This window comes from Pseudomonas sp. UBA5666, assembly GCF_002420785.1.
GTDB classification, from domain to species: Bacteria; Pseudomonadota; Gammaproteobacteria; order Pseudomonadales; family Pseudomonadaceae; genus Aquipseudomonas; species Aquipseudomonas fulva.
Genome location: NZ_DIIQ01000018.1, coordinates 1 through 16,548, shown reverse-complemented (window position 1 = coordinate 16,548; position 16,548 = coordinate 1). Strand labels below are relative to the sequence as shown.

26 protein-coding genes are annotated in these 16,548 nt (G+C 60.9%); 3 read left to right on the top strand and 23 right to left on the bottom strand.

Annotated features, from left to right (window positions below; genetic code table 11):
- The first annotated feature begins 83 nt into the window (after nt 1–83).
- The gene (gene tcdA / locus B2Y33_RS10735) at nt 84–893 is read left to right on the top strand and encodes a tRNA cyclic N6-threonylcarbamoyladenosine(37) synthase TcdA (protein ID WP_023534048.1); all 810 of its coding nucleotides are present in this window, start codon (nt 84–86) and stop codon (nt 891–893) included.
- Between the two features lie 13 nt (nt 894–906).
- On the opposite strand, the gene B2Y33_RS10730 is transcribed toward tcdA, so the two are convergent.
- The 12 genes from B2Y33_RS10730 to B2Y33_RS10675 form a co-directional block, all read right to left on the bottom strand.
- Nucleotides 907–1,317, bottom strand: coding sequence for a SufE family protein (locus B2Y33_RS10730; RefSeq protein ID WP_206405447.1), 411 nt, complete (start codon nt 1,315–1,317; stop codon nt 907–909).
- A complete protein-coding gene (locus tag B2Y33_RS10725; RefSeq protein ID WP_027913865.1) occupies nt 1,314–2,519 on the bottom strand; it encodes an aminotransferase class V-fold PLP-dependent enzyme in 1,206 nt (401 codons plus the stop codon). Before B2Y33_RS10725 ends, B2Y33_RS10730 begins: the two co-directional genes overlap by 4 nt.
- Nucleotides 2,520–2,600: 81 nt before the next feature.
- The gene (dapD, locus tag B2Y33_RS10720) at nt 2,601–3,635 is read right to left on the bottom strand and encodes a 2,3,4,5-tetrahydropyridine-2,6-dicarboxylate N-succinyltransferase (RefSeq protein ID WP_027913866.1); all 1,035 of its coding nucleotides are present in this window, start codon (nt 3,633–3,635) and stop codon (nt 2,601–2,603) included.
- 31 nt (nt 3,636–3,666) lie between these two features.
- Nucleotides 3,667–4,014, bottom strand: a complete 348-nt coding sequence (locus tag B2Y33_RS10715; protein ID WP_027913867.1) for an ArsC family reductase — start codon at nt 4,012–4,014, stop codon at nt 3,667–3,669.
- A 67-nt stretch (nt 4,015–4,081) separates the two neighbouring features.
- Nucleotides 4,082–5,188, bottom strand: coding sequence for a phage integrase Arm DNA-binding domain-containing protein (locus B2Y33_RS10710; protein ID WP_288632921.1), 1,107 nt, complete (start codon nt 5,186–5,188; stop codon nt 4,082–4,084).
- The gene (locus B2Y33_RS10705; protein ID WP_206405446.1) at nt 5,169–5,411 is read right to left on the bottom strand and encodes an excisionase; all 243 of its coding nucleotides are present in this window, start codon (nt 5,409–5,411) and stop codon (nt 5,169–5,171) included. The genes B2Y33_RS10710 and B2Y33_RS10705 overlap by 20 nt, the downstream gene beginning before the upstream one ends.
- A gap of 37 nt (nt 5,412–5,448) precedes the next feature.
- Complete coding sequence (locus B2Y33_RS10700) at nt 5,449–5,772, bottom strand: hypothetical protein (protein WP_206405445.1); 324 nt, start codon at nt 5,770–5,772, stop codon at nt 5,449–5,451.
- 56 nt (nt 5,773–5,828) lie between these two features.
- Nucleotides 5,829–6,752, bottom strand: a complete 924-nt coding sequence (locus tag B2Y33_RS10695) for a phosphohydrolase (protein ID WP_241195007.1) — start codon at nt 6,750–6,752, stop codon at nt 5,829–5,831.
- 51 nt (nt 6,753–6,803) lie between these two features.
- The gene (locus B2Y33_RS10690; RefSeq protein WP_206405444.1) at nt 6,804–7,004 is read right to left on the bottom strand and encodes a hypothetical protein; all 201 of its coding nucleotides are present in this window, start codon (nt 7,002–7,004) and stop codon (nt 6,804–6,806) included.
- Nucleotides 7,001–7,366: a phage protein NinX family protein gene (locus tag B2Y33_RS10685; protein ID WP_206405443.1), complete on the bottom strand. Its 366-nt coding sequence runs from the start codon at nt 7,364–7,366 to the stop codon at nt 7,001–7,003. Before B2Y33_RS10685 ends, B2Y33_RS10690 begins: the two co-directional genes overlap by 4 nt.
- A 235-nt stretch (nt 7,367–7,601) precedes the next feature.
- Nucleotides 7,602–7,868: a hypothetical protein gene (locus B2Y33_RS10680; protein ID WP_206405442.1), complete on the bottom strand. Its 267-nt coding sequence runs from the start codon at nt 7,866–7,868 to the stop codon at nt 7,602–7,604.
- The gene (locus tag B2Y33_RS10675) at nt 7,865–8,248 is read right to left on the bottom strand and encodes a hypothetical protein (RefSeq protein WP_206405441.1); all 384 of its coding nucleotides are present in this window, start codon (nt 8,246–8,248) and stop codon (nt 7,865–7,867) included. The genes B2Y33_RS10680 and B2Y33_RS10675 overlap by 4 nt, the downstream gene beginning before the upstream one ends.
- Before the next feature lie 180 nt (nt 8,249–8,428).
- On the opposite strand from B2Y33_RS10675, the gene B2Y33_RS10670 reads away from it, so the two are divergent.
- Nucleotides 8,429–8,728, top strand: a complete 300-nt coding sequence (locus B2Y33_RS10670; protein WP_206405440.1) for a hypothetical protein — start codon at nt 8,429–8,431, stop codon at nt 8,726–8,728.
- Nucleotides 8,729–8,774: 46 nt separating this feature from the next.
- On the opposite strand, the gene B2Y33_RS10665 is transcribed toward B2Y33_RS10670, so the two are convergent.
- From B2Y33_RS10665 to B2Y33_RS10655, 3 genes are all read right to left on the bottom strand, one after another.
- Complete coding sequence (locus tag B2Y33_RS10665; RefSeq protein ID WP_241195008.1) at nt 8,775–9,632, bottom strand: hypothetical protein; 858 nt, start codon at nt 9,630–9,632, stop codon at nt 8,775–8,777.
- A gap of 277 nt (nt 9,633–9,909) precedes the next feature.
- Nucleotides 9,910–10,629, bottom strand: coding sequence for a DNA cytosine methyltransferase (locus B2Y33_RS10660; RefSeq protein WP_241195009.1), 720 nt, complete (start codon nt 10,627–10,629; stop codon nt 9,910–9,912).
- 67 nt (nt 10,630–10,696) lie between these two features.
- Nucleotides 10,697–11,110 carry a hypothetical protein gene (locus B2Y33_RS10655; protein WP_206405439.1) on the bottom strand — a complete coding sequence of 138 codons (414 nt, stop codon included), beginning with the start codon at nt 11,108–11,110 and terminating at the stop codon, nt 10,697–10,699.
- Nucleotides 11,111–11,293: 183 nt separating this feature from the next.
- Between B2Y33_RS10655 and B2Y33_RS10650 the strand changes: the two genes are divergently transcribed.
- Complete coding sequence (locus tag B2Y33_RS10650) at nt 11,294–12,181, top strand: hypothetical protein (RefSeq protein WP_206405438.1); 888 nt, start codon at nt 11,294–11,296, stop codon at nt 12,179–12,181.
- Nucleotides 12,182–12,264: 83 nt separating this feature from the next.
- Here B2Y33_RS10650 and B2Y33_RS10645 read toward each other — a convergent pair whose 3' ends face one another.
- The 8 genes from B2Y33_RS10645 to csrA form a co-directional block, all read right to left on the bottom strand.
- Nucleotides 12,265–13,080, bottom strand: a complete 816-nt coding sequence (locus B2Y33_RS10645) for a DUF2303 family protein (protein WP_206405437.1) — start codon at nt 13,078–13,080, stop codon at nt 12,265–12,267.
- Nucleotides 13,081–13,106: 26 nt separating this feature from the next.
- Complete coding sequence (locus tag B2Y33_RS10640; RefSeq protein ID WP_049696056.1) at nt 13,107–13,454, bottom strand: hypothetical protein; 348 nt, start codon at nt 13,452–13,454, stop codon at nt 13,107–13,109.
- 88 nt (nt 13,455–13,542) lie between these two features.
- On the bottom strand, nt 13,543–14,001 hold the full coding sequence (locus B2Y33_RS10635) for a hypothetical protein (protein ID WP_206405436.1): 459 nt from the start codon (nt 13,999–14,001) through the stop codon (nt 13,543–13,545).
- Nucleotides 13,998–14,264, bottom strand: coding sequence for a hypothetical protein (locus B2Y33_RS10630; RefSeq protein WP_206405435.1), 267 nt, complete (start codon nt 14,262–14,264; stop codon nt 13,998–14,000). Before B2Y33_RS10630 ends, B2Y33_RS10635 begins: the two co-directional genes overlap by 4 nt.
- Nucleotides 14,265–14,278: 14 nt before the next feature.
- The gene (locus tag B2Y33_RS10625) at nt 14,279–14,662 is read right to left on the bottom strand and encodes a response regulator transcription factor (protein WP_206405434.1); all 384 of its coding nucleotides are present in this window, start codon (nt 14,660–14,662) and stop codon (nt 14,279–14,281) included.
- Between the two features lie 187 nt (nt 14,663–14,849).
- Complete coding sequence (locus B2Y33_RS10620; protein WP_206405433.1) at nt 14,850–15,044, bottom strand: hypothetical protein; 195 nt, start codon at nt 15,042–15,044, stop codon at nt 14,850–14,852.
- Nucleotides 15,041–15,478 (bottom strand): tellurite resistance TerB family protein, encoded by a 438-nt coding sequence (locus tag B2Y33_RS10615; RefSeq protein ID WP_206405432.1) that lies wholly within the window; start codon nt 15,476–15,478, stop codon nt 15,041–15,043. Before B2Y33_RS10615 ends, B2Y33_RS10620 begins: the two co-directional genes overlap by 4 nt.
- Nucleotides 15,479–15,545: 67 nt before the next feature.
- The gene (csrA, locus tag B2Y33_RS10610) at nt 15,546–15,725 is read right to left on the bottom strand and encodes a carbon storage regulator CsrA (RefSeq protein ID WP_206405431.1); all 180 of its coding nucleotides are present in this window, start codon (nt 15,723–15,725) and stop codon (nt 15,546–15,548) included.
- Nucleotides 15,726–16,548 lie beyond the last annotated feature (823 nt).

Genomic DNA, 16,548 nt, shown 5'->3' with positions numbered 1-16,548 from the left:
AGCAGGGTTAAGGTGTCTTTCCTAACCGTGCAGGGCATGGCCTGGCTGGCCTATAATGCGCGCCGGTTTTTTGGGGTATTGACATGAGCACAGAAGATCCACGTTTTGCAGGGGTGGCCCGGTTGTATGGCGACCAGGGCCTGCAGCGCCTGCAGCAGGCCCACGTGGGCATCGTCGGGATTGGCGGGGTGGGCTCGTGGGTGGCCGAAGCCTTGGCCCGCTCGGGGGTGGGTGAGATCACCCTGTTTGACCTGGATGATGTGTGCGTGAGCAATACCAACCGTCAGGCCCATGCGCTGGAAGGGCAGGTGGGCCGGCCCAAGGTCGAGGTGATGGCCGAGCGCCTGCGGGCCATCAACCCGGCGTGCAAGGTCCACGCGGTGGCCGATTTCGTCACCCGCGAGACCATGGCCGAGTACATCACCGAACAGTTCGACTACGTGGTGGACTGCATTGACAGCGTCATGGCCAAGGCAGCCCTGATAGCCTGGTGCCGGCGGCGCAAAATCGGCATCGTCACCACCGGTGGTGCAGGTGGCCAGATCGACCCGACCCAGATCCAGATCGCGGACTTGAACAAGACCTTCAACGACCCGCTGGCCTCAAGGGTGCGCTCGACCTTGCGCCGCGACTACAACTTCTCGCGCAATGTCAGCCGTAACTATGGCGTGCCCTGTGTGTTTTCCAGTGAACAGCTGCGTTATCCCAAGGGGGATGGCAGTGTATGCCTGCAGAAGAGTTTCGTGGGCGAGGGCGTACGGCTGGACTGCTCCGGCGGCTTTGGCGCGGTGATGATGGTGACGGCCACGTTCGGCATGGTTGCCGCCAGCAAAGCCGTGGAGAAGCTGGTAGCGGGCGCCAGGCGGCCATCGGAGCGTGTCCGGCCGGAGTGAATGCGCAGTGGCATCAACGCCCAGAAGCCAGCACCGCCATTCGCTGCACCACGGCATGCAAGCCGTTGCTGCGTGAGGGTGACAGCTGGCGTTCAAGGCCCAGTTGCCCGAACCAGTCCTGCACGTCCAGCGCCAGCAGCGCCTCACCACTCAAGCCCTGCACCCTCACCAGCAGCAGCGCCAGCAGACCGCGCAGCAAGCGTGCATCGCTGCTGGCCTTGAATTGCCAGTGGCCGTCCACGGCATCGGCCACCAGCCAGACCAGGCTTTCGCACCCGTGAACGCGATTGGCTTCGGTCTTCTCGGCTTCAGTCAGCGGTTCCAGGCGGTCCCCCCACTGCATCAACAGCCGCGCGCGCTGCTCCCAGCCCTTGCTCTGCGCAAAGGCCTCCAGTGCCTGATCGGCTTGTGCTGTCAAGGTCATCGCAGCAACTCCAGCGCCTGGTCCAGCGCCTCGAAGAAGCGTTGCAGGTCGGCCTGGTCATTGTAGAGGCCCAGCGACACGCGGATCGCCCCGTCCAGGCCCAACCCCTGGAGCAGGGGCATCGCACAGTGATGGCCTGCCCGCACGGCAATGCCTTGTTCGGTGAGCAGGTGCGCGATATCGGCGTTGTGCACCCCTTCCACGACGAAGCTGGCCAACGCACACTGCGGCAGGCCTAGCAGGCGAATACCTTCGCGTTGCGTGAGGCCCTCGATCAGCCGGGCATGCAACCCGGCCTCGTGAGCCAGCACCGCCGCCGCGTCCAGGCTCGCCAGATAATCGAGCGTAGCGCCAAGGCCGATCACCCCGGCGATGGGCGGTGTGCCGGCTTCCAGGCCCAGCGGCGCCGGCCTGAAGCTCGCGCGCTGGTACTCGGCCAGTTGCACCATCTCTCCGCCGAACTGCCAATGGCGCAGCAGCCCCAGCGCCTGGTCGCGCCCGTACAAAACGCCCACCCCGTCCGGCCCGTACAGTTTGTGACTGGAGAACACATAGAAGTCGCACCCCAGTTGCTGCAGGTCCTGGCGCCCATGCACCACACCCTGGGCGCCGTCTACCACCGTCAGTGCACCCTGTGCGCGGGCATGGGCGAGCAGGGCCGGCAGCGGCTGCCAAGTGCCCAGCACGTTGGACAACTGGCTGACGGCGAGGACGCGGGTGCGTGGCCCGATCATCTGCAGCGCCCGCTCCAGGTCGATGAAACCGCGTGCATCGACCGGCAATATCACCAGGCGCAGGTTGCGTCGGTGTGCCAGCTGCTGCCACGGGAGCAGGTTGGCATGGTGTTCGAGGGCGCTGATGGCAATCTCGTCGCCGGCCTCGAAACGAGACTCCAGGCCGTAGGCCAGCAGGTTCAGCGCAGCCGTGGCGCCATGGGTGAACACGATCTGGCCGGTCTGTCCGACATTCAACCAGCGGGCGACCTTGTCGCGGCTGGCTTCGAAGGCCTGGGTTGCCCGCGCGCCAGGCAGGTGCTGGGCACGGTGGACATTGGCCGCGCCGCTGCCATAGTAATGGCCTAGAGCGTCGAGCAGCGCCTGGGGTTTCTGAGCGGTGGCGGCGCTGTCCAGGTAGGTCTGGTGCTGGCGTTGCAGGGCGTCGATGGCAGGAAAATCGGCACGCCAGGGGGAGGGCTGGAACATATTCGCGGGGCCTGGAATGAAAATCGGGTCTGGCGCTGAGGCGCCAGACCCGATCTTAACACTTCATACCCGGTGGGGTTTTCAGTTGTGTGCGTGCAAGGCTTCGTTCAGCTCGATGGCCGATTTGTGGGTCTTGCACTCCACGGCGCCATTGAGCGAGTTGCGGCGGAACAACAGGTCGGCCTGGCCCGCCAGGTCGCGTGCCTTGACGACCTTGACCAGTTCGTTGTGCTCGTCCAGCAGGTTCACCTTGGTCCCGGCGGTGATGTACAGGCCCGCTTCGACGGTATTGCGGTCGCCCAGTGGAATGCCGATACCGGCGTTGGCACCGATCAGGCAGCCTTCGCCGACCTTGATGACGATGTTGCCGCCGCCGGACAGGGTACCCATGGTCGAGCAGCCGCCACCGAGGTCCGACCCTTTGCCGACGAAGACACCGGCCGACACACGACCTTCGATCATGCCCGGGCCTTCGGTGCCGGCGTTAAAGTTGACGAAACCTTCGTGCATGATGGTGGTGCCTTCGCCAATGTAGGCGCCCAGGCGTACCCGTGCAGTGTCGGCGATGCGCACGCCGGCCGGGACCACGTAGTCGGTCATCTTCGGGAACTTGTCCACCGAGAACACTTCCAGCAGCTCGCCACGCAAGCGCGCTTCGAGTTGCAGCTCGGCGAGCTCGGCCAGGTCCACGGCGCCGATGTTGGTCCAGGCCACGTTTGGCAGCAGGGGGAAGATACCGGCCAGGCTCACGCCGTGCGGCTTGACCAGGCGGTGGGACAGCAGGTGCAGCTTGAGGTAGGCCTCGGGCGTGGAGGCCAGTGCGGCGTCTTCAGCCAGCAGGGTGGCCACCAGCGGCTTGTGGCTTTCTGCCAGACGCGTGAGCAGGGCGGCTTGTGCGGCATCGACGCTTCTGACGGCGTCGGCCAGTTGCGCGGCCTGGGCGTTGCTGAAGGTGATGGCCTGGTTGCCACCCTCATAGCCAAGGATTGGTGCGATGGCCGCGACCAGCTCGGGGCTCGGGTCGATCAGGGGCTGTGCGTAGAACACTTCCAGCCAGGCGCCCTGGCGGTTCTGGGAGCCGACACCAAAGGCCAGGCTGAACAGGGAATTGGACATGTGGTTACCTCTTGCTAAATAGGGTAGGGACTCAGGCCAGGGCGGCGGCGTACAGGTCGGGTTTGAAGCCCACCAGCGTGCGCGTACCCAGGTCGAGTACCGGGCGCTTGATCATCGAAGGCTGGGCCAGCATGAGCTCGACGGCCTTGGCCTGGTCGAGATCGGCTTTGCTGGCGTCGTCGAGCTTGCGGAACGTGGTGCCGGCGCGGTTGAGGAGGGTTTCCCAGCCGTGCTCGTCGCACCAGCGGTTCAGGCTGTCACGGTCGATGCCTTGAGTCTTGTAGTCATGGAATTCGTAGGCGATGGCCTGGTCGTCGAGCCAGGTGCGAGCCTTTTTCATGGTGTCGCAGGCTTTGATACCGTAAAGAGTGTAAGTCATTGAATTTAAAGGGGCTGGGATTACTCCCCAAAACCTCCCCAATATCTCCCAAAAATTAGTCGCAGGATTATGCGACATCGATCCACTCAGCGCCACGACTGTCACGGTATAGATCGGTCATCTTGGCCGAACGGTGACCTAGCAGTCGCTGTGCATCTCGACCTTCTTCGTCATGTAGCCTGGCCGCCAGGGACCGCTGCTCATGGAAGGTTGGAGGGCTGGCGCCCAGGTCGAGGCCAAGTTTCACTGCAGCCCGGTCACGGGCCGCGGCGAACTCTTTGCTGATTGTGTCGAGCATGATGGGAGATCCCGCCTTTGCGCGGCTGATTGTCCGGTGGTGGTGCACCAGGTGCTTCGACAGCACTCGATCCCGGCAACGCCGTATCACTTCACCCAAGCTCAGGCTGATGCATTCCAGCGTTACGCTGGTGCTGATCCTTAGCCTGGCCCCCGTCTTCGATTGGATGACCTGCAGGAATCCGTCCACCTCATCCCTGAAAACGAATGAAGCAATGTCCTCACGGCGCTGCCCGGTTATAAGAGCGAGCTCCATGGCGCGCTTGAGCCATGGCTGTGCAGCCTCCTCATAGATCGCTTTCCACAACTCTAGCGTCAGGCGCTGGCGCTTGATCTTAACCCGTGCGGCTTTGGTAGCTTCGACTGGGTTGTAGTCGACCCAGCCCCTGGCCATGGCCCCCATGAAAAGGTCGCGCAGTAAGGAGCGCATAGCCCTGGCCATCTGGGCCTTACCCTCTTTGACGTAGGTCGACAGGTAATCAGCGATGTCCATGGTCGTCAGCGTGCGGATACCGCGCTCTCCGAATGCTTTCTCGACCCGGTTCAGTCGCATACGAAGGTTGCGCATGCTCGATTCTGAAAGCTCACGGTCCTTTAGGTCTGCCAAGTACTCGACGATCCACTCGCTGAAGTTCCGATCAGGCGCGCTCGGTTCGGGCGCTATGCGCGCTGACAGGGTGGGCGGCGCGACCTGCAGGGCCATGTTGGCGGAGACCGCCTCAGCGATCGCTTTTGCCTTGTCACTGCCCAGGCCAAACATCCGATTGCTCACGGGGTCGCGATACGTGTAGTAGGTGACCCCGTTACGCTTGTCGGTCTTTCTGTAAAGGTTGGGCGGTAGGTCCTTTGATCCAGGATTACGCGGCCTGGGCGCCATATCGTGCACTCGCAATTCGATTAACAAGGGAACTGCCCACTGGAACGCGGGACAGCGGCTCTGGCTCCCGGTAGCAGGCATCGGCCTCAACATAGTAGCTGCGACCGTGCTTTACCGGGGTCGGGGTGATCAGGCCCTCACGGGCCCAACGTCGAAGAGTGTTGCTGCTGGGCGGCGTTCTGAAGTGATCGTGCGCCCATTCGTCGAGGGTGACTTTGCACATGATGGTCTCCACGCCGCCGGCGGCGGCAGGTTGGCGGTTAGTCGAGCTGGTAGTAGACGTAGCAGTCGACGCCTTGGTATTTGAGCGACTCGTGCATGGCTCGCACGCCCGCACTGCGCTGGTTGCCTTGGCCGGGCCAGGGCGTATCGAGGTGGATGCCCTGGCGGTGCCAAGTGGTGCGCTGTTGGATATAGCCGGGAAGGCTCGGTACCTGACTGGCGCGAACACCGGGAATGGGGATGACGACGCGGTCGAGGTTGGCGCTGCCGACGTCGTGAGCGCAGGCGGCAGCTGCAGCCTTGCCGGCCTCGATGGCAATACGCACCTTCTCGGGCAGGCTGGCGAGTTCTTCTTTCGTCATGGCAATAGCTCTCCATGCCCGCGAGCGTCTGCCGGCGGGCTGAGTTAACGGGCGGGTTACTTGGTCAGGTCGTGACCGAACGGAACTCGGAAACCGGAGGCGTTGCGGTGGCCACCACCACCGTACTGCTTGGCGATCTCCGACACATCCATGCCCTCGTCGGTGCTGCGCAGGCTGAACACGCGCCCCTCAGGTGTATCCCAGTAGCAGGCGGCGAATGGTTCGCCTTGGGCCATGAGGTGGCCCGCATCGCTGGTGAGCGTGTATGGCAAGCTGGCCACCGGCACATCGTGACCGGCGATGACCAGGCGGCGCTTCATTACCGCGACCAGCTCGGCAATGTCCTTATGGTGTTTGCGCTCAATCGCGGCGCCATCAGAGCGAAGCGTTTCCACGTCGGCGGCCATCAGCTTGTCCCAGACCTCGAAGTCATAGGGGTAGCTGAATAGGTTGGCCTGGATCTCGCGGGTTCCGTCCAGCTGGAATAGCCAGAGGTCGCGATCCTGAATATGGCGCAGCAGTTTCGGCGGCTGCTGTCCAGGGTGGAAATGGTCCCAAGCAAGCATGGCGCCACTGCGGTGCATGTCGAAGCAAACCGCGACTCGAGGTGCGCCGCGTTCCGATGCAATGCCGATGGCCGTCTCCCAGCCGAGTTGCTTTGTCGCTCCCGGGCAGTCAGCGCGATCGCTGCGCACGCCGGCCTCGAAAGGATCAAAGCAGTCCAGATCCGCCTGCGCTGTTTTGTGGTGGTCCAGCACCAGAACCCGGTTGGCGACTTTGCCCATTTCAGCCAGCACGTCCCGCTTGTAGCTGAAATCGACGATCACCACGTCACGGCCGGCCACGTCCGGCGGCGTGTCACCGTGCTTTGCGGCCACGAACTCGACTCTGTCGCCCAGCGCATGGCGTACCGCCCAAGCTGCGCCGAAGCCATCCGCGCAGTTGCCGTGGTAGATGCAGATCGTTTTTTGTACAGACATTGGTAATCCTCGCCCGCGCATGTCGGCGGGCTTGAGTAGTAGGGAAAGGGGTTAGGCGAGTTCGGCGGCGAAAGCGTCGACTAGGGCCTGGCTGGTGAAATTGATCGGCAGGGCGTCAGTGCTCTTGCCATCGCTGATCAAGACCCAGCCATTCTTGTAGAGGGTGCAGGTGTTACGACCAAGTCGGACGCGGGCGATCGGCAAGCCACTGAACGGTAGCCACCGATAGAAGCGGTATACCAGTTTCCTCACGGCATCAGCTCCTTGGGTACCTGGACGGTATCGCCAAGCTTTGCCTTGACCAGGCTGCGACAGAAGGCGACCAGAGCTGTTGGGCCATAGCACCAAAAGCCGCTGCCTGCTGGGCCAGCACTGTAGCGAAACTGAGCATCTGCCAGATGAGCCTGGTAGTGGGAGCTTGCATGATGCTTGTCCAGCAGCGGGCCGCCCTGACTCCAGTTCCAGCTTGGCCGCCATGCGCTGGTGTCATCTGGAAGTTTTCGTACCCATCCTTGGTGATCGACGAAGACCGGTACCGATTCGGCCTTGGCCACCGCCCAGTCCAGCGCTGCGCCCACTAGGTTGGATACCCTCACTTCGATCAGGTCGGTCATGGCTTCATCTCGGGGCGCTCAGGGAACGATGCCTTAGCTTCGGTGCGAAACTCGATTTGCGCGCCATCGCCGTGTCGGCCTTCCGACCACGTGATCCGCTTCCCGCAATGGCAGCCCGTCACTTGGGACAAGTCGAAGTTCTGTCTGAACTCCATGGTGATCCCTGTCATGCCGTGCTGGCGCGCTAGGGCAACTACGGCCTGCGCGAACTCAACGTCTTGCTCAGTAACTGCGCTCACAGCTCATACCTCTCATCAATCCAGCGCCCAGGCGCCATAGCGGGTGTAGGTTCGGGTTGGGTTTCGTGCGGGGAGAGATGGCGCTCTTTGCCGGCCTGCAGCTGGCTGTCGGGGATGCAGCTGATGCCACCCTTGTAGGAAGCGCGGAACACCCAGCAGGTTACGGCGCGCTTGTCGTCGTGGATCACCTCCACATCAGGGGTGAGCTGCTCTGCGCTGGCGCCGGTGGCCAGCAGCAGGAGGCAGAGGGCGAGGCGGGTCATGGCTTGAACTCGACTGCTGGGGTGACCTGACGGGCGAAGTCGAGCACGCTCTGCGACCAGTCCTCACCTACGCCGTCGTCAAAGGCGAAAAGCATGCCGCCGAGGGCGCGGCGCAGGCTGCGGATCTCTTCAACCATTGCCAGCACAGTTTCAGGATTGGAGCTGGCGATGAATTCGGCATCTGGCTTCTGCGGTATTCCGCATAGACCGGTGCCCCACCAGCAGACCACCTGGCCATCTGCGGTGTCGATTCCGGGGTTTGTGGAGCGATCTGAGCTGCCGAATTCCATGCCGTCTGCGTGAACCACCCATGGGCCGGGACTAGCAGCGCGGGCTTTCTGCTCAAGGCTTTCGAGGTCAATCAACGTTTCTTCAGGCACGGGGATTCCTTGGCCGCCATATCGCGGCAGTAAGTTGTACAAGGGGTTGGGTTGGGTACAAGAAAATCGGCCGGTTGTCCGATTCAGTTCTCAAAGTGCGGTAGTGCGATTGCGTGCCGGTTCGCTTTCGCTAATGTGAGAGTTCACCTATCGCATACAACTAAGATCGTAGGAGGCGGCATGAGAATTCGCGGTGATGTTTTTTGGGACTGGGCAGACCCCACGTTGCACCATCGCACTCACGACGAAACGCTCAGTGACGGCACCTTCATTGATGTTCAGGTGCGCCTGTCGCGAACCGGCACGACCCAGATGTTCATCGGCGTATACGCATCCAGCGGCATGGCCATCCATGAAGAGGCTTTCGATTCTCGGCCAGGTGAATCGATGACCAGGGCGCTCGCATGGGGTGTGGGTCGCGCTCGCCGTATTGCTGTTGAGGGTGTGTCTGCTGCTGATCGTCTCGCCGCATCGAGGTAGAGGGGAGAGGGGTTACAGCGAAAGGAGTACAGATGTACTCCTATGGTCAGGAAGGCTTGCGCTCTAGGGCGGTGCGGGCTTCCTCAACGGCGGCAGACAAATTACCCAGGCCCTGGCTGCGCAGAACGCAAACCGCAGCCACAAGTGCGTCATGGTCGACCTCAACCGCCGCGCACGGCTCTGCGCTGGCGGCTAGGGTTTCGACCTTGCGCATCAGCTTGCCAAATCGCTCCTTGCCGTCATGGGAATTCCAAGCACAGTCCAGCGAATGCAGCAGCGCGTCCCGCTCGGCCAGCTGGGCGCGCATATACGCCAAGTGATCGGTCTGCTCTCGCACGGTTTTCTCGTGCATGCGGATGATTCCACGCAGCCGCTCAACCTCGGCAGGATCGGCATGGGTGTAGCGCTCCTCAACCAAGCGACCCATCGCGATATAGAACATATCGTTATCTCGGTCTGCGTGAGGGGCGGCTTTGTTAGCCATTCTGATTAACTCACCCTCCCTCAATTTGGCCACCGGCTCGCCCTGGTGCTGCTCGGCTGGCGCTGCGCAGGTCATCGGCCCCAGCCCAACAATCGGCAGCCCAGTCGCCGCCGCATCCCTCTCTGCCTCTTCTTTGGTCCGCCATAAGGCAGTACCAACCATCCAGGCTATAGAGTCGGGGTGGGGCTGCAGGGTTGGAAGCAGGTCGGACAGGGCGATATAGGGCGCTTTGCACTGGGCGGCATCTATGGCAGCCATCGCCAAGTCGCAGTCGCGCATGCCTGGCACGCCCTTCAGGCGAGTGATGCACGCTGTGGCTGCCTCGACCTGCTGCTCTGTCCAGATGCTGCGCTCTACCAGCATGAACCCTTCGGGCACGCTGACCATCTCTGTGTTGCTGGATCGGTTTTCTGTGGGCATGGGGATACCTCGCCGGAGTTATAGGGTTTCGAGATAGGCGGCTATGAAGTGCGCCGCCGCTTCAGCATTGATGGCGTTTCCGTAGGCGCGCAGGCGTCCCACTCGGCTGGTAGCCCCATGAGCCAGCGGGAATGTGCCGGGTTCAACTGGCCGCCACTTTCCATCCCGGCAGAAGAGCCAGTCAGCTTCTGCCCACAGGCCGTTAACCGGGCCGGCTGTGGCGATTCTCGTAGAAGGGCTACCGTCTCCGAAAGCCCCATCATTCCGGGGCGAGGAGCTACATTGCCCTGCTTGATGGCATCGGTCGCCGTGCAGGTTGGCCATCCCGAGAGGCTGGCCTTTTGCCCTGGGCACCGGCCGATCCCCCTTGTGATCCCGTGTGGTAGGTGTCACCCAGCCCGTCAGTTGCGCCACATCCCCCAGTCTCGGTCCTCTGTTCCTGCCGTCGTCGCGCATCGCCCGCTGGTCGAGCCCTGAACGATTGTCTGAAGTTATTGGCGTTGGCCACCCAGTACGTCCGGTCTCGGATGTGCGGAGCACCGACGCCCGCAGACGGGAACGCAACAGCCCCGAAGGCATAAGCCATGGCTTCCACGTCAGCTTGTACAAGGTCGAGCCAAGGCTCTGCGTCCTTGCTTGCAACCTGTTCTCCAAAGACGATTGCAGGCTGGCGCTCGCTGATGAGCCAATGGAAGTGTGGCCAGAGGTGCCGCTGGTCATCAAACCCAGCTCCCGCGCCTGCCGCGCTGAAAGGTTGGCACGGACAGGAACCGGTCCAAACAGGTCGATCATCTGGCCAGCCAGCGCGACGAAGGGCATAGGACCAAACGCCGACGCCGGCGAAGAAGTGGCATTGGGTGTAAGGCTTGAGTTCATCGGGGTGTACATCCTCGATTGATCGTTCGTCAACGTCGCCTGGCGCGATATGGCCCGCGGCAATGAGGTTGCGGAGCCACTGCGCGGCGTATGGGTCGATCTCGTTGTAATACGCAGCCATACGGCTCCTCGCCGGGGAGGCGTTCATCGTTTGAGAGGGGAAGGCGCTGGAGGTCAGCGCTAGAGGGTCAGGCGGCGCGAACCTTGAAGGTCAGCATGGCGGTCGCGTCATCGTTGAAACACTCGGCCAGCTCCTGATAGGCACGATACTTGGCCTGGCTTCGGGTAGCTGCCCAGATTCGCCGCACGTAGTGGCGGGCATCGCCAAGCATGTACTTGACGTCATCCCAGTCGTACATGCCGTTGGTGAGCACTTCCCATTGCTTGAGCGGCAGCTTCTCAGCCATCTCGCCGTACTGCATTTCCCAGGTGGGGTGGTAATTGCGGATACGCTTCTTCGGATCGCTGTCGAGGATCACGCCAATGTAGTGGCCTCGGTCGGCCATGATGACGCCTGGCTCGCCGTTGGCGATCACCCGGCGCCCGATCTCGGCCGGCACATCGTAGTGGCGGCGGACGTAGTCGCAGTTGTAGTTGCTCATGGCTTTCTCCATGCATGCGCCGCCCTCCGTAGCCGGATGCGGCATAGAAGAAATTTGGTGTGGAATAAGGTATTAGGGATGACCGTCAGCATTCCGGTGAAGAGGCAATCAATGCAAGATAATTCCCGATGTCAAATGCAGCTTTGAGTCTTTCGGAGAGTCATACGAAATCTAGGAGGAAGAATGAAGAATTTAGTTCTATTAGGGGCTGGTGCAAGTTATGGAAGCGAGCCGACCGGTCACGCTACTCCGCCACTGGGTAATCGACTGTTTGACGAGCTAGTTGCTAGACCAGGTCTAGCATCTAGCTTGCCACAATCCTTGAAGGAATCTTTTAAAGACTTTGAAGAAGGCATGGCTGAGCTTGCTAAAAGCCGTAGTGGGGATATTCAGCAATTCCAAAGAGAGATGGCTGGCTATCTTGCAGAGTTTACACCTGGCCCAGATAGTCTTTATCGAAAACTTCTCACTAGATTTGATCGTAAGGAAACGGTTTTTGCATCTCTAAACTATGATCTCTTGCTGGAAGAGGCAATGGAGGCAAGCGGGTATCATCCAGCGTATGGCCTTGAACTTCTTTACAAACACATAAGGCTTTTAAAGCCGCATGGATCTTCAAACTTCTGGTATGACTTGCCTGGATCAAGCTTCAGGGGCATTAGAATTGAAGGGTTTGGTACAGCTCTAGTGGCGCCAGTCAGGCCCAGGACTCGTGTGGAGTCGCTTGCGCTTTGTCGTCAGGACGATAGCTTTGCACCAGCGATGTCATTGTACGCCAAAGGTAAGGAAGTAAAAACCTGCCCTGACTTCGTCGTAGAGCAGCAACAGCTGTTTGCTGAGGCCTGTTCAAAGGTAGAAAATATTTACATCATAGGAGTCAGGGTGGTGCCTGAGGATTCTCACGTGTGGGAACCCCTAAAGCACTCGCCTGCACACGTTACATATTTTGGTGGTGAGCAGGATCAGTGCGAATTTCTAGGCTGGGCAAAAGCTTGCGGGCGCGAGGATTATTCCTTTGTGCAAGAGTATTTTGTTGGGGCGCTCGATTGCATAAGCCAGAATGATATTTGATAAGTATTCGTATTATTCAATGAAGCATGAGACAGGGGCAGAGCCACAGGTCCTAGAATTGGACGCTGGGCTCTCTAGCAGGCCTATTTAAGGTCAAAGTTTCCCAGAGTAAGCTTAGCGGCAGTGCAAGTTCTTGCTTCTAGAACCTCCTTAAACTCCTTGGCAATCGCCTCGCGCTGGGCCTCCTCTCCGAGCCAGCGCAGTTTCAGCTGCGGTTGCGAACCGCTGGTGATGACCGACACGCGCAGGCGGATGGTCTGCTCGCCCAGGCCTTCGAACGGGACGACCTTGAAGTCGAGCCAGGCGGGGAGGGTTTCCTTGCTGCTGGCCTCAATCGAATCCATGGCGCTGCGGCTGGCGCGGGTTTCGGTGACTGCGTGATCGCTCTCGGACGACGCCTTGACGGTGATGGTGCGCACGGCACCGATGGCTTTGGCGATCGTCATACTGGCGCCGTTTTCGTCGGTGGCGGTCAGGTGCTGGTGCCAGTCTTCGATCCAGTCACTCATGGCCTTCTGCACCAGGTTCTGCCCGCAGATGGCCTGCACGGCAGCGAACGCAGCGGATGGCTTGAGGCGCAGCACGGCGCGGTCATCAGCGTGGCCAGGCTGGTCTGGGGTGCCGAGGTTGAACAGCACGGTGCAGCTCATGGCGTCCTGGTCGATGAAGCCGCGGGCTGCTGGCGCCGAGCGTTCGACCACGTAGGCGCCGAAGTCGGCCAGCGAGTGGGTAGAGTAGGTGCCACGGAAGCGGGTGCGGCCGAGCTGGAAGCGCTCCAGGTCAATAACGGTGGAGCTGTCCGGTACGATCGCGGTGGGAATGGCGGTAGGAAGGGCCTTGGCAGCGGCGGCCAGGGCCTGGTCAGTGATGAGTTGCAATGCTTCTTTGGTGAGGGACATGCGGGTTTTCCTTGGTGGGGTAGGGGTCAAGTACGCGGATGGACCGGAGCTTCATCACGGTTGAAGAGCTGGTCGTGTTTCTCGGGGAACAGCGAAATGTTGCCGCCGGTACCGACGTACATCGGCGTGTCCAAGCTGGTGTTTTCGCTGCGATCACCGCGCTTGGTGGGCACCTTGTAGGCCAGCTTGTGCTTGATCTTCACCTGGTGGGAGTCACCGATTTGGCTGAAGTCCAGAGTGATGGTGATCTTGCCGGCCTTGCCGTGATCGACCACGCCGGCGGCTACTTCTGAGAGTGCGTGGCCAATCTGGCTGGCGAATGCGCCGCCGTTGAGCTCCTGGAGGAACTCGGTGGTGTCGGTAGGTTTTGGCATTGCTGAGACTCCGAGAGGACAAGGCCGCTGGGCGGCAGGCTGATGTATTGCTGACGCCGGCCGTGCCGGACGCGTGCGGTGGTGCGTTTCATGCTGCTTTCTGCTGGTTCCATGCGCCGACAGCGGCAAAGATCTTTGCGGCCTCTGCTTCGTCGAGCGTTGTGTCGGTTGGGATGGCGATCCAGCCGGCCGCGACCAGGTGCTTAGGGTTGGCCGTGGCCCGCAGGTCGGTGTAGGTAGCTTCGATTACGTCGGTCAGATGCTCAGCCCGGTAGTTGCCCAGTGGCGCGACCTCTACTGACTTGTGGTACCGCTCGCCAAACTCAGTTCGGCAAAGCACGCTGAGGTAGATGGTCCAGCGGTGAGGGATATCGCAGACGGCGTCTACGATCTGTCGGACGCGGATCTGCTTGAGGTTCTTCCAATTGATCAGCACCTGCTGGCCGCTGGGATCGATGTTCACCACGGCGGCATGGTTTGCTGACACCAGGGCGCGGCAGGTTCGATCCAACCGGGCACGCATGTTGTGAGGCTTGCGCTTGCTCATTGCCGCAGGCCTTTGCTGGCGGCGCCGGCTTCCATCGCATTGACGAATACCAAGGCAGTTTCGTACTGGTAAGCCATGCCCATGATGGCGCCGGTGCTGATCTCGACCACCTCCCAGATCTTCCCCCGTCCTTTCGCTTGAAACCGTGGGGTCGAAGACTTGATTCGGGCGCGAGCCTCGTCACGAGCAATGCTTGTACTTGCTAGAAGCGCCTTGAGTTTCGGTACGCTTTGAGCGAAGGCGATGCTTGTTGCAGTTTGCATAGGTTGATCCTCGGTCAGGCGTGGAGCTCGAAGGCTTCGGCTCTACGAACAATTCGGACTTGTGCAGTGCGGCGCTCCGGAGCGCGGCGGTCGCGGCGCATGGGGTCGCTATCGTTGATGGCAGCGTGCATGGCGATGAGTCCGGCCAGCACGATGCAGAGTGGGCTGATGAGCTGCTGGCGCATGGCCTTGGTGACAGCTTCGATGCGCCGCCCGGCTTCGAGCTTGAAAAGCGCGGCCTCGATTCGGTTAGCCACGGTTCCAGGAGTGACCGCCATCTGCCGCGCGATCTCTTTGGTGGTCAGGCCCTGGGCAACCCAGAGCAGTGCTTCCAGCTCGCGAGGTGCCAGCGTCTTGCCGAGCTGGCCAGTCCATGAGCCGCAGGTGATCGTTTCCATGAAGTGTCCTCGGTGGGCTGCATTGGCGTGTGATCTGGGGGATCTTCCAGGCGAGGCCTGCGAGGCCCTGTAGTCGTTCCCCATTTACTCGGGGCGGCCCGCCATTCAGTTTCAGATCACACGCCGATGCAGCCTGGTGATGGGGGGACCAGGTAGATCGGGCAGTTTTCGTCAGGCTGACGTGGTGCTACTGCTGGGTGCGCAGTTCGTTGCGTGGCACCCATCCGCTGCTGGTCTTCACCATGCAGCCGACGAATGCGGCGTAGCGGGTGTCGCGCTCGGTCTGATGGCCGTACCAAGCGCACGTCCCGTAATCGAAGCCGCGCATGATCAGCCATACAGCGGCGATGGTCATGATCGCGAAAGATCCGATTCGGATCACAGGTAGTCCTTTAGGCTGAGGCCCATCAGCTTCGCTGACTTCTCAAGGACGGCCATTTCCTTGTCGTCGATGTCGCCCGAGGCCTCGGCGATGGTCAGCATTACGTTGATGACGATGGCCGCCTCTTCGGATGAGTGGGCCAGATCCTTCAGTTCTTTCTCGGCGTTCATGCGCAGGATGCGATGGCCGCCGTCGTGGAAGTCCTTCTCGGCGCGGTCCATGGTGTTGGACAGCTCCGGCCCGAAGCCCTTGAGCTGAGGCGTGTTGGCGATCAGCTTCTCGGTCTTCTTGATCTCGTCTTCGCCGATCTCGCCGTCGGCGGCTGCTACATAGAACGCGCCATAGACGATCGCCTGCATCAGGTCGCGGTTTTGAACCATCTGCATCGCAGCGCGGGCTTCACGACCCTTCTTGCCGAACAGTTTTCCAAGCATGGGATGTTGCTCCGTGGGGTTGATTTCCCGTCTGGCCCTGTCGCCAAGGCCAGCCAGTGAAATCGGTTCAGGCGGCCGCATCGGCTTTTGAATTGATACGCTCCTGAATCTCCTGCCTGTGCACCGACACATCCTTCGGTGCTTCAATGCCTAGGCGAACCTGGCCACCCTTCACCTGCAGCACCGTCACCCGGATGGTGTCGTTAATCACGATGGTTTCGCCCACTTTGCGGGTCAGTATCAGCATGGTCCTACTCCTTGGTTGGTTTCCCGTCTGGCCCTCTTTCGAAGGCCAGCCAGTGAAACCTTGGTCGAGCTCCACCACCGATGGCTTCACCCGATCTTTTGTCTGGCCTTAAGCTTCCCTGGTCACCTCGCTTTGATCGGCCTTGGCGGGGTGGTCATGGGGTTAGGTGTTCGCTACACGACTGCCAGCTGCAGCTCGGCGGCCTACTGGGTAGGGCAGCTCGTCGTGGGTGGCCGGTCCGTTTTCCGGCTGGGCTTGCTACTTCATTGGCAGATTCCTCCTATGGTTTTTGATCCGCTCCATGCTCGGCGCCGGGTTTCCCCACCACTGCCTGCTGCAGCTACTGGCTACGCATCAGGTGGCTTGCATGGTTTGGCGTCCTCTCATGGGAGAGGCCGGCAGCTATCCAGAGGCTGCATGGTCGACGACTTAGCTTGTCCCGACCCAGGTGATGGCCTGGGTGCGTCGAGGTGGTCACGTCTGGTTGTGTAAAGAGCGGTGAGACTCGATTGCCTCGGCAGTCAGCGTTAGTGGCTGCGTGCTGATGCAAATATCACGCATCGTGTTTCCTGTGTCAACACGATGCGTGATTTATTTCCCTGATGGTGTGTTGAGGATTTTCCCTACGGTGCGGGTTCACGTTTCACAAGGCGTGATGTATCCTCACCGCAAAGACTGGATGGATATACAGTAAAGGAGATGGTTTATGTCCAGGCAGAAGAAGACGGCACCACAAGCACGCCAAGAAATGACCGGGGTAGAGCGTCTCGGCCTTCGTGTCTCATCGATGATCAATCACCCTATTGTGTTGGCGCTGATGGAA

Excerpts from the sequence above, each read along its gene's own strand:
- B2Y33_RS10655 (WP_206405439.1), bottom strand. The coding sequence starts at position 11,110 with ATGAGCAACTACAACTGCGACTACGTCCGCCGCCACTACGATGTGCCG.
- B2Y33_RS10665 (WP_241195008.1), bottom strand. The coding sequence starts at position 9,632 with ATGCCCACAGAAAACCGATCCAGCAACACAGAGATGGTCAGCGTGCCC.
- B2Y33_RS10615 (WP_206405432.1), bottom strand. The coding sequence starts at position 15,478 with ATGCTTGGAAAACTGTTCGGCAAGAAGGGTCGTGAAGCCCGCGCTGCG.
- B2Y33_RS10650 (WP_206405438.1), top strand. The coding sequence starts at position 11,294 with ATGAAGAATTTAGTTCTATTAGGGGCTGGTGCAAGTTATGGAAGCGAG.
- B2Y33_RS10700 (WP_206405445.1), bottom strand. The coding sequence starts at position 5,772 with ATGACGAAAGAAGAACTCGCCAGCCTGCCCGAGAAGGTGCGTATTGCC.
- tcdA (WP_023534048.1), top strand. The coding sequence starts at position 84 with ATGAGCACAGAAGATCCACGTTTTGCAGGGGTGGCCCGGTTGTATGGC.
- B2Y33_RS10695 (WP_241195007.1), bottom strand. The coding sequence starts at position 6,752 with ATGTCTGTACAAAAAACGATCTGCATCTACCACGGCAACTGCGCGGAT.
- B2Y33_RS10685 (WP_206405443.1), bottom strand. The coding sequence starts at position 7,366 with ATGACCGACCTGATCGAAGTGAGGGTATCCAACCTAGTGGGCGCAGCG.
- B2Y33_RS10660 (WP_241195009.1), bottom strand. The coding sequence starts at position 10,629 with ATGGCTGCGTATTACAACGAGATCGACCCATACGCCGCGCAGTGGCTC.
- csrA (WP_206405431.1), bottom strand. The coding sequence starts at position 15,725 with ATGCTGATACTGACCCGCAAAGTGGGCGAAACCATCGTGATTAACGAC.
- B2Y33_RS10645 (WP_206405437.1), bottom strand. The coding sequence starts at position 13,080 with ATGTCCCTCACCAAAGAAGCATTGCAACTCATCACTGACCAGGCCCTG.
- B2Y33_RS10705 (WP_206405446.1), bottom strand. The coding sequence starts at position 5,411 with ATGTGCAAAGTCACCCTCGACGAATGGGCGCACGATCACTTCAGAACG.
- B2Y33_RS10710 (WP_288632921.1), bottom strand. The coding sequence starts at position 5,188 with ATGGCGCCCAGGCCGCGTAATCCTGGATCAAAGGACCTACCGCCCAAC.
- B2Y33_RS10680 (WP_206405442.1), bottom strand. The coding sequence starts at position 7,868 with ATGACCCGCCTCGCCCTCTGCCTCCTGCTGCTGGCCACCGGCGCCAGC.
- B2Y33_RS10670 (WP_206405440.1), top strand. The coding sequence starts at position 8,429 with ATGAGAATTCGCGGTGATGTTTTTTGGGACTGGGCAGACCCCACGTTG.
- B2Y33_RS10730 (WP_206405447.1), bottom strand. The coding sequence starts at position 1,317 with ATGACCTTGACAGCACAAGCCGATCAGGCACTGGAGGCCTTTGCGCAG.
- B2Y33_RS10640 (WP_049696056.1), bottom strand. The coding sequence starts at position 13,454 with ATGCCAAAACCTACCGACACCACCGAGTTCCTCCAGGAGCTCAACGGC.
- B2Y33_RS10725 (WP_027913865.1), bottom strand. The coding sequence starts at position 2,519 with ATGTTCCAGCCCTCCCCCTGGCGTGCCGATTTTCCTGCCATCGACGCC.
- B2Y33_RS10715 (WP_027913867.1), bottom strand. The coding sequence starts at position 4,014 with ATGACTTACACTCTTTACGGTATCAAAGCCTGCGACACCATGAAAAAG.
- B2Y33_RS10630 (WP_206405435.1), bottom strand. The coding sequence starts at position 14,264 with ATGCAAACTGCAACAAGCATCGCCTTCGCTCAAAGCGTACCGAAACTC.
- dapD (WP_027913866.1), bottom strand. The coding sequence starts at position 3,635 with ATGTCCAATTCCCTGTTCAGCCTGGCCTTTGGTGTCGGCTCCCAGAAC.
- B2Y33_RS10635 (WP_206405436.1), bottom strand. The coding sequence starts at position 14,001 with ATGAGCAAGCGCAAGCCTCACAACATGCGTGCCCGGTTGGATCGAACC.
- B2Y33_RS10625 (WP_206405434.1), bottom strand. The coding sequence starts at position 14,662 with ATGGAAACGATCACCTGCGGCTCATGGACTGGCCAGCTCGGCAAGACG.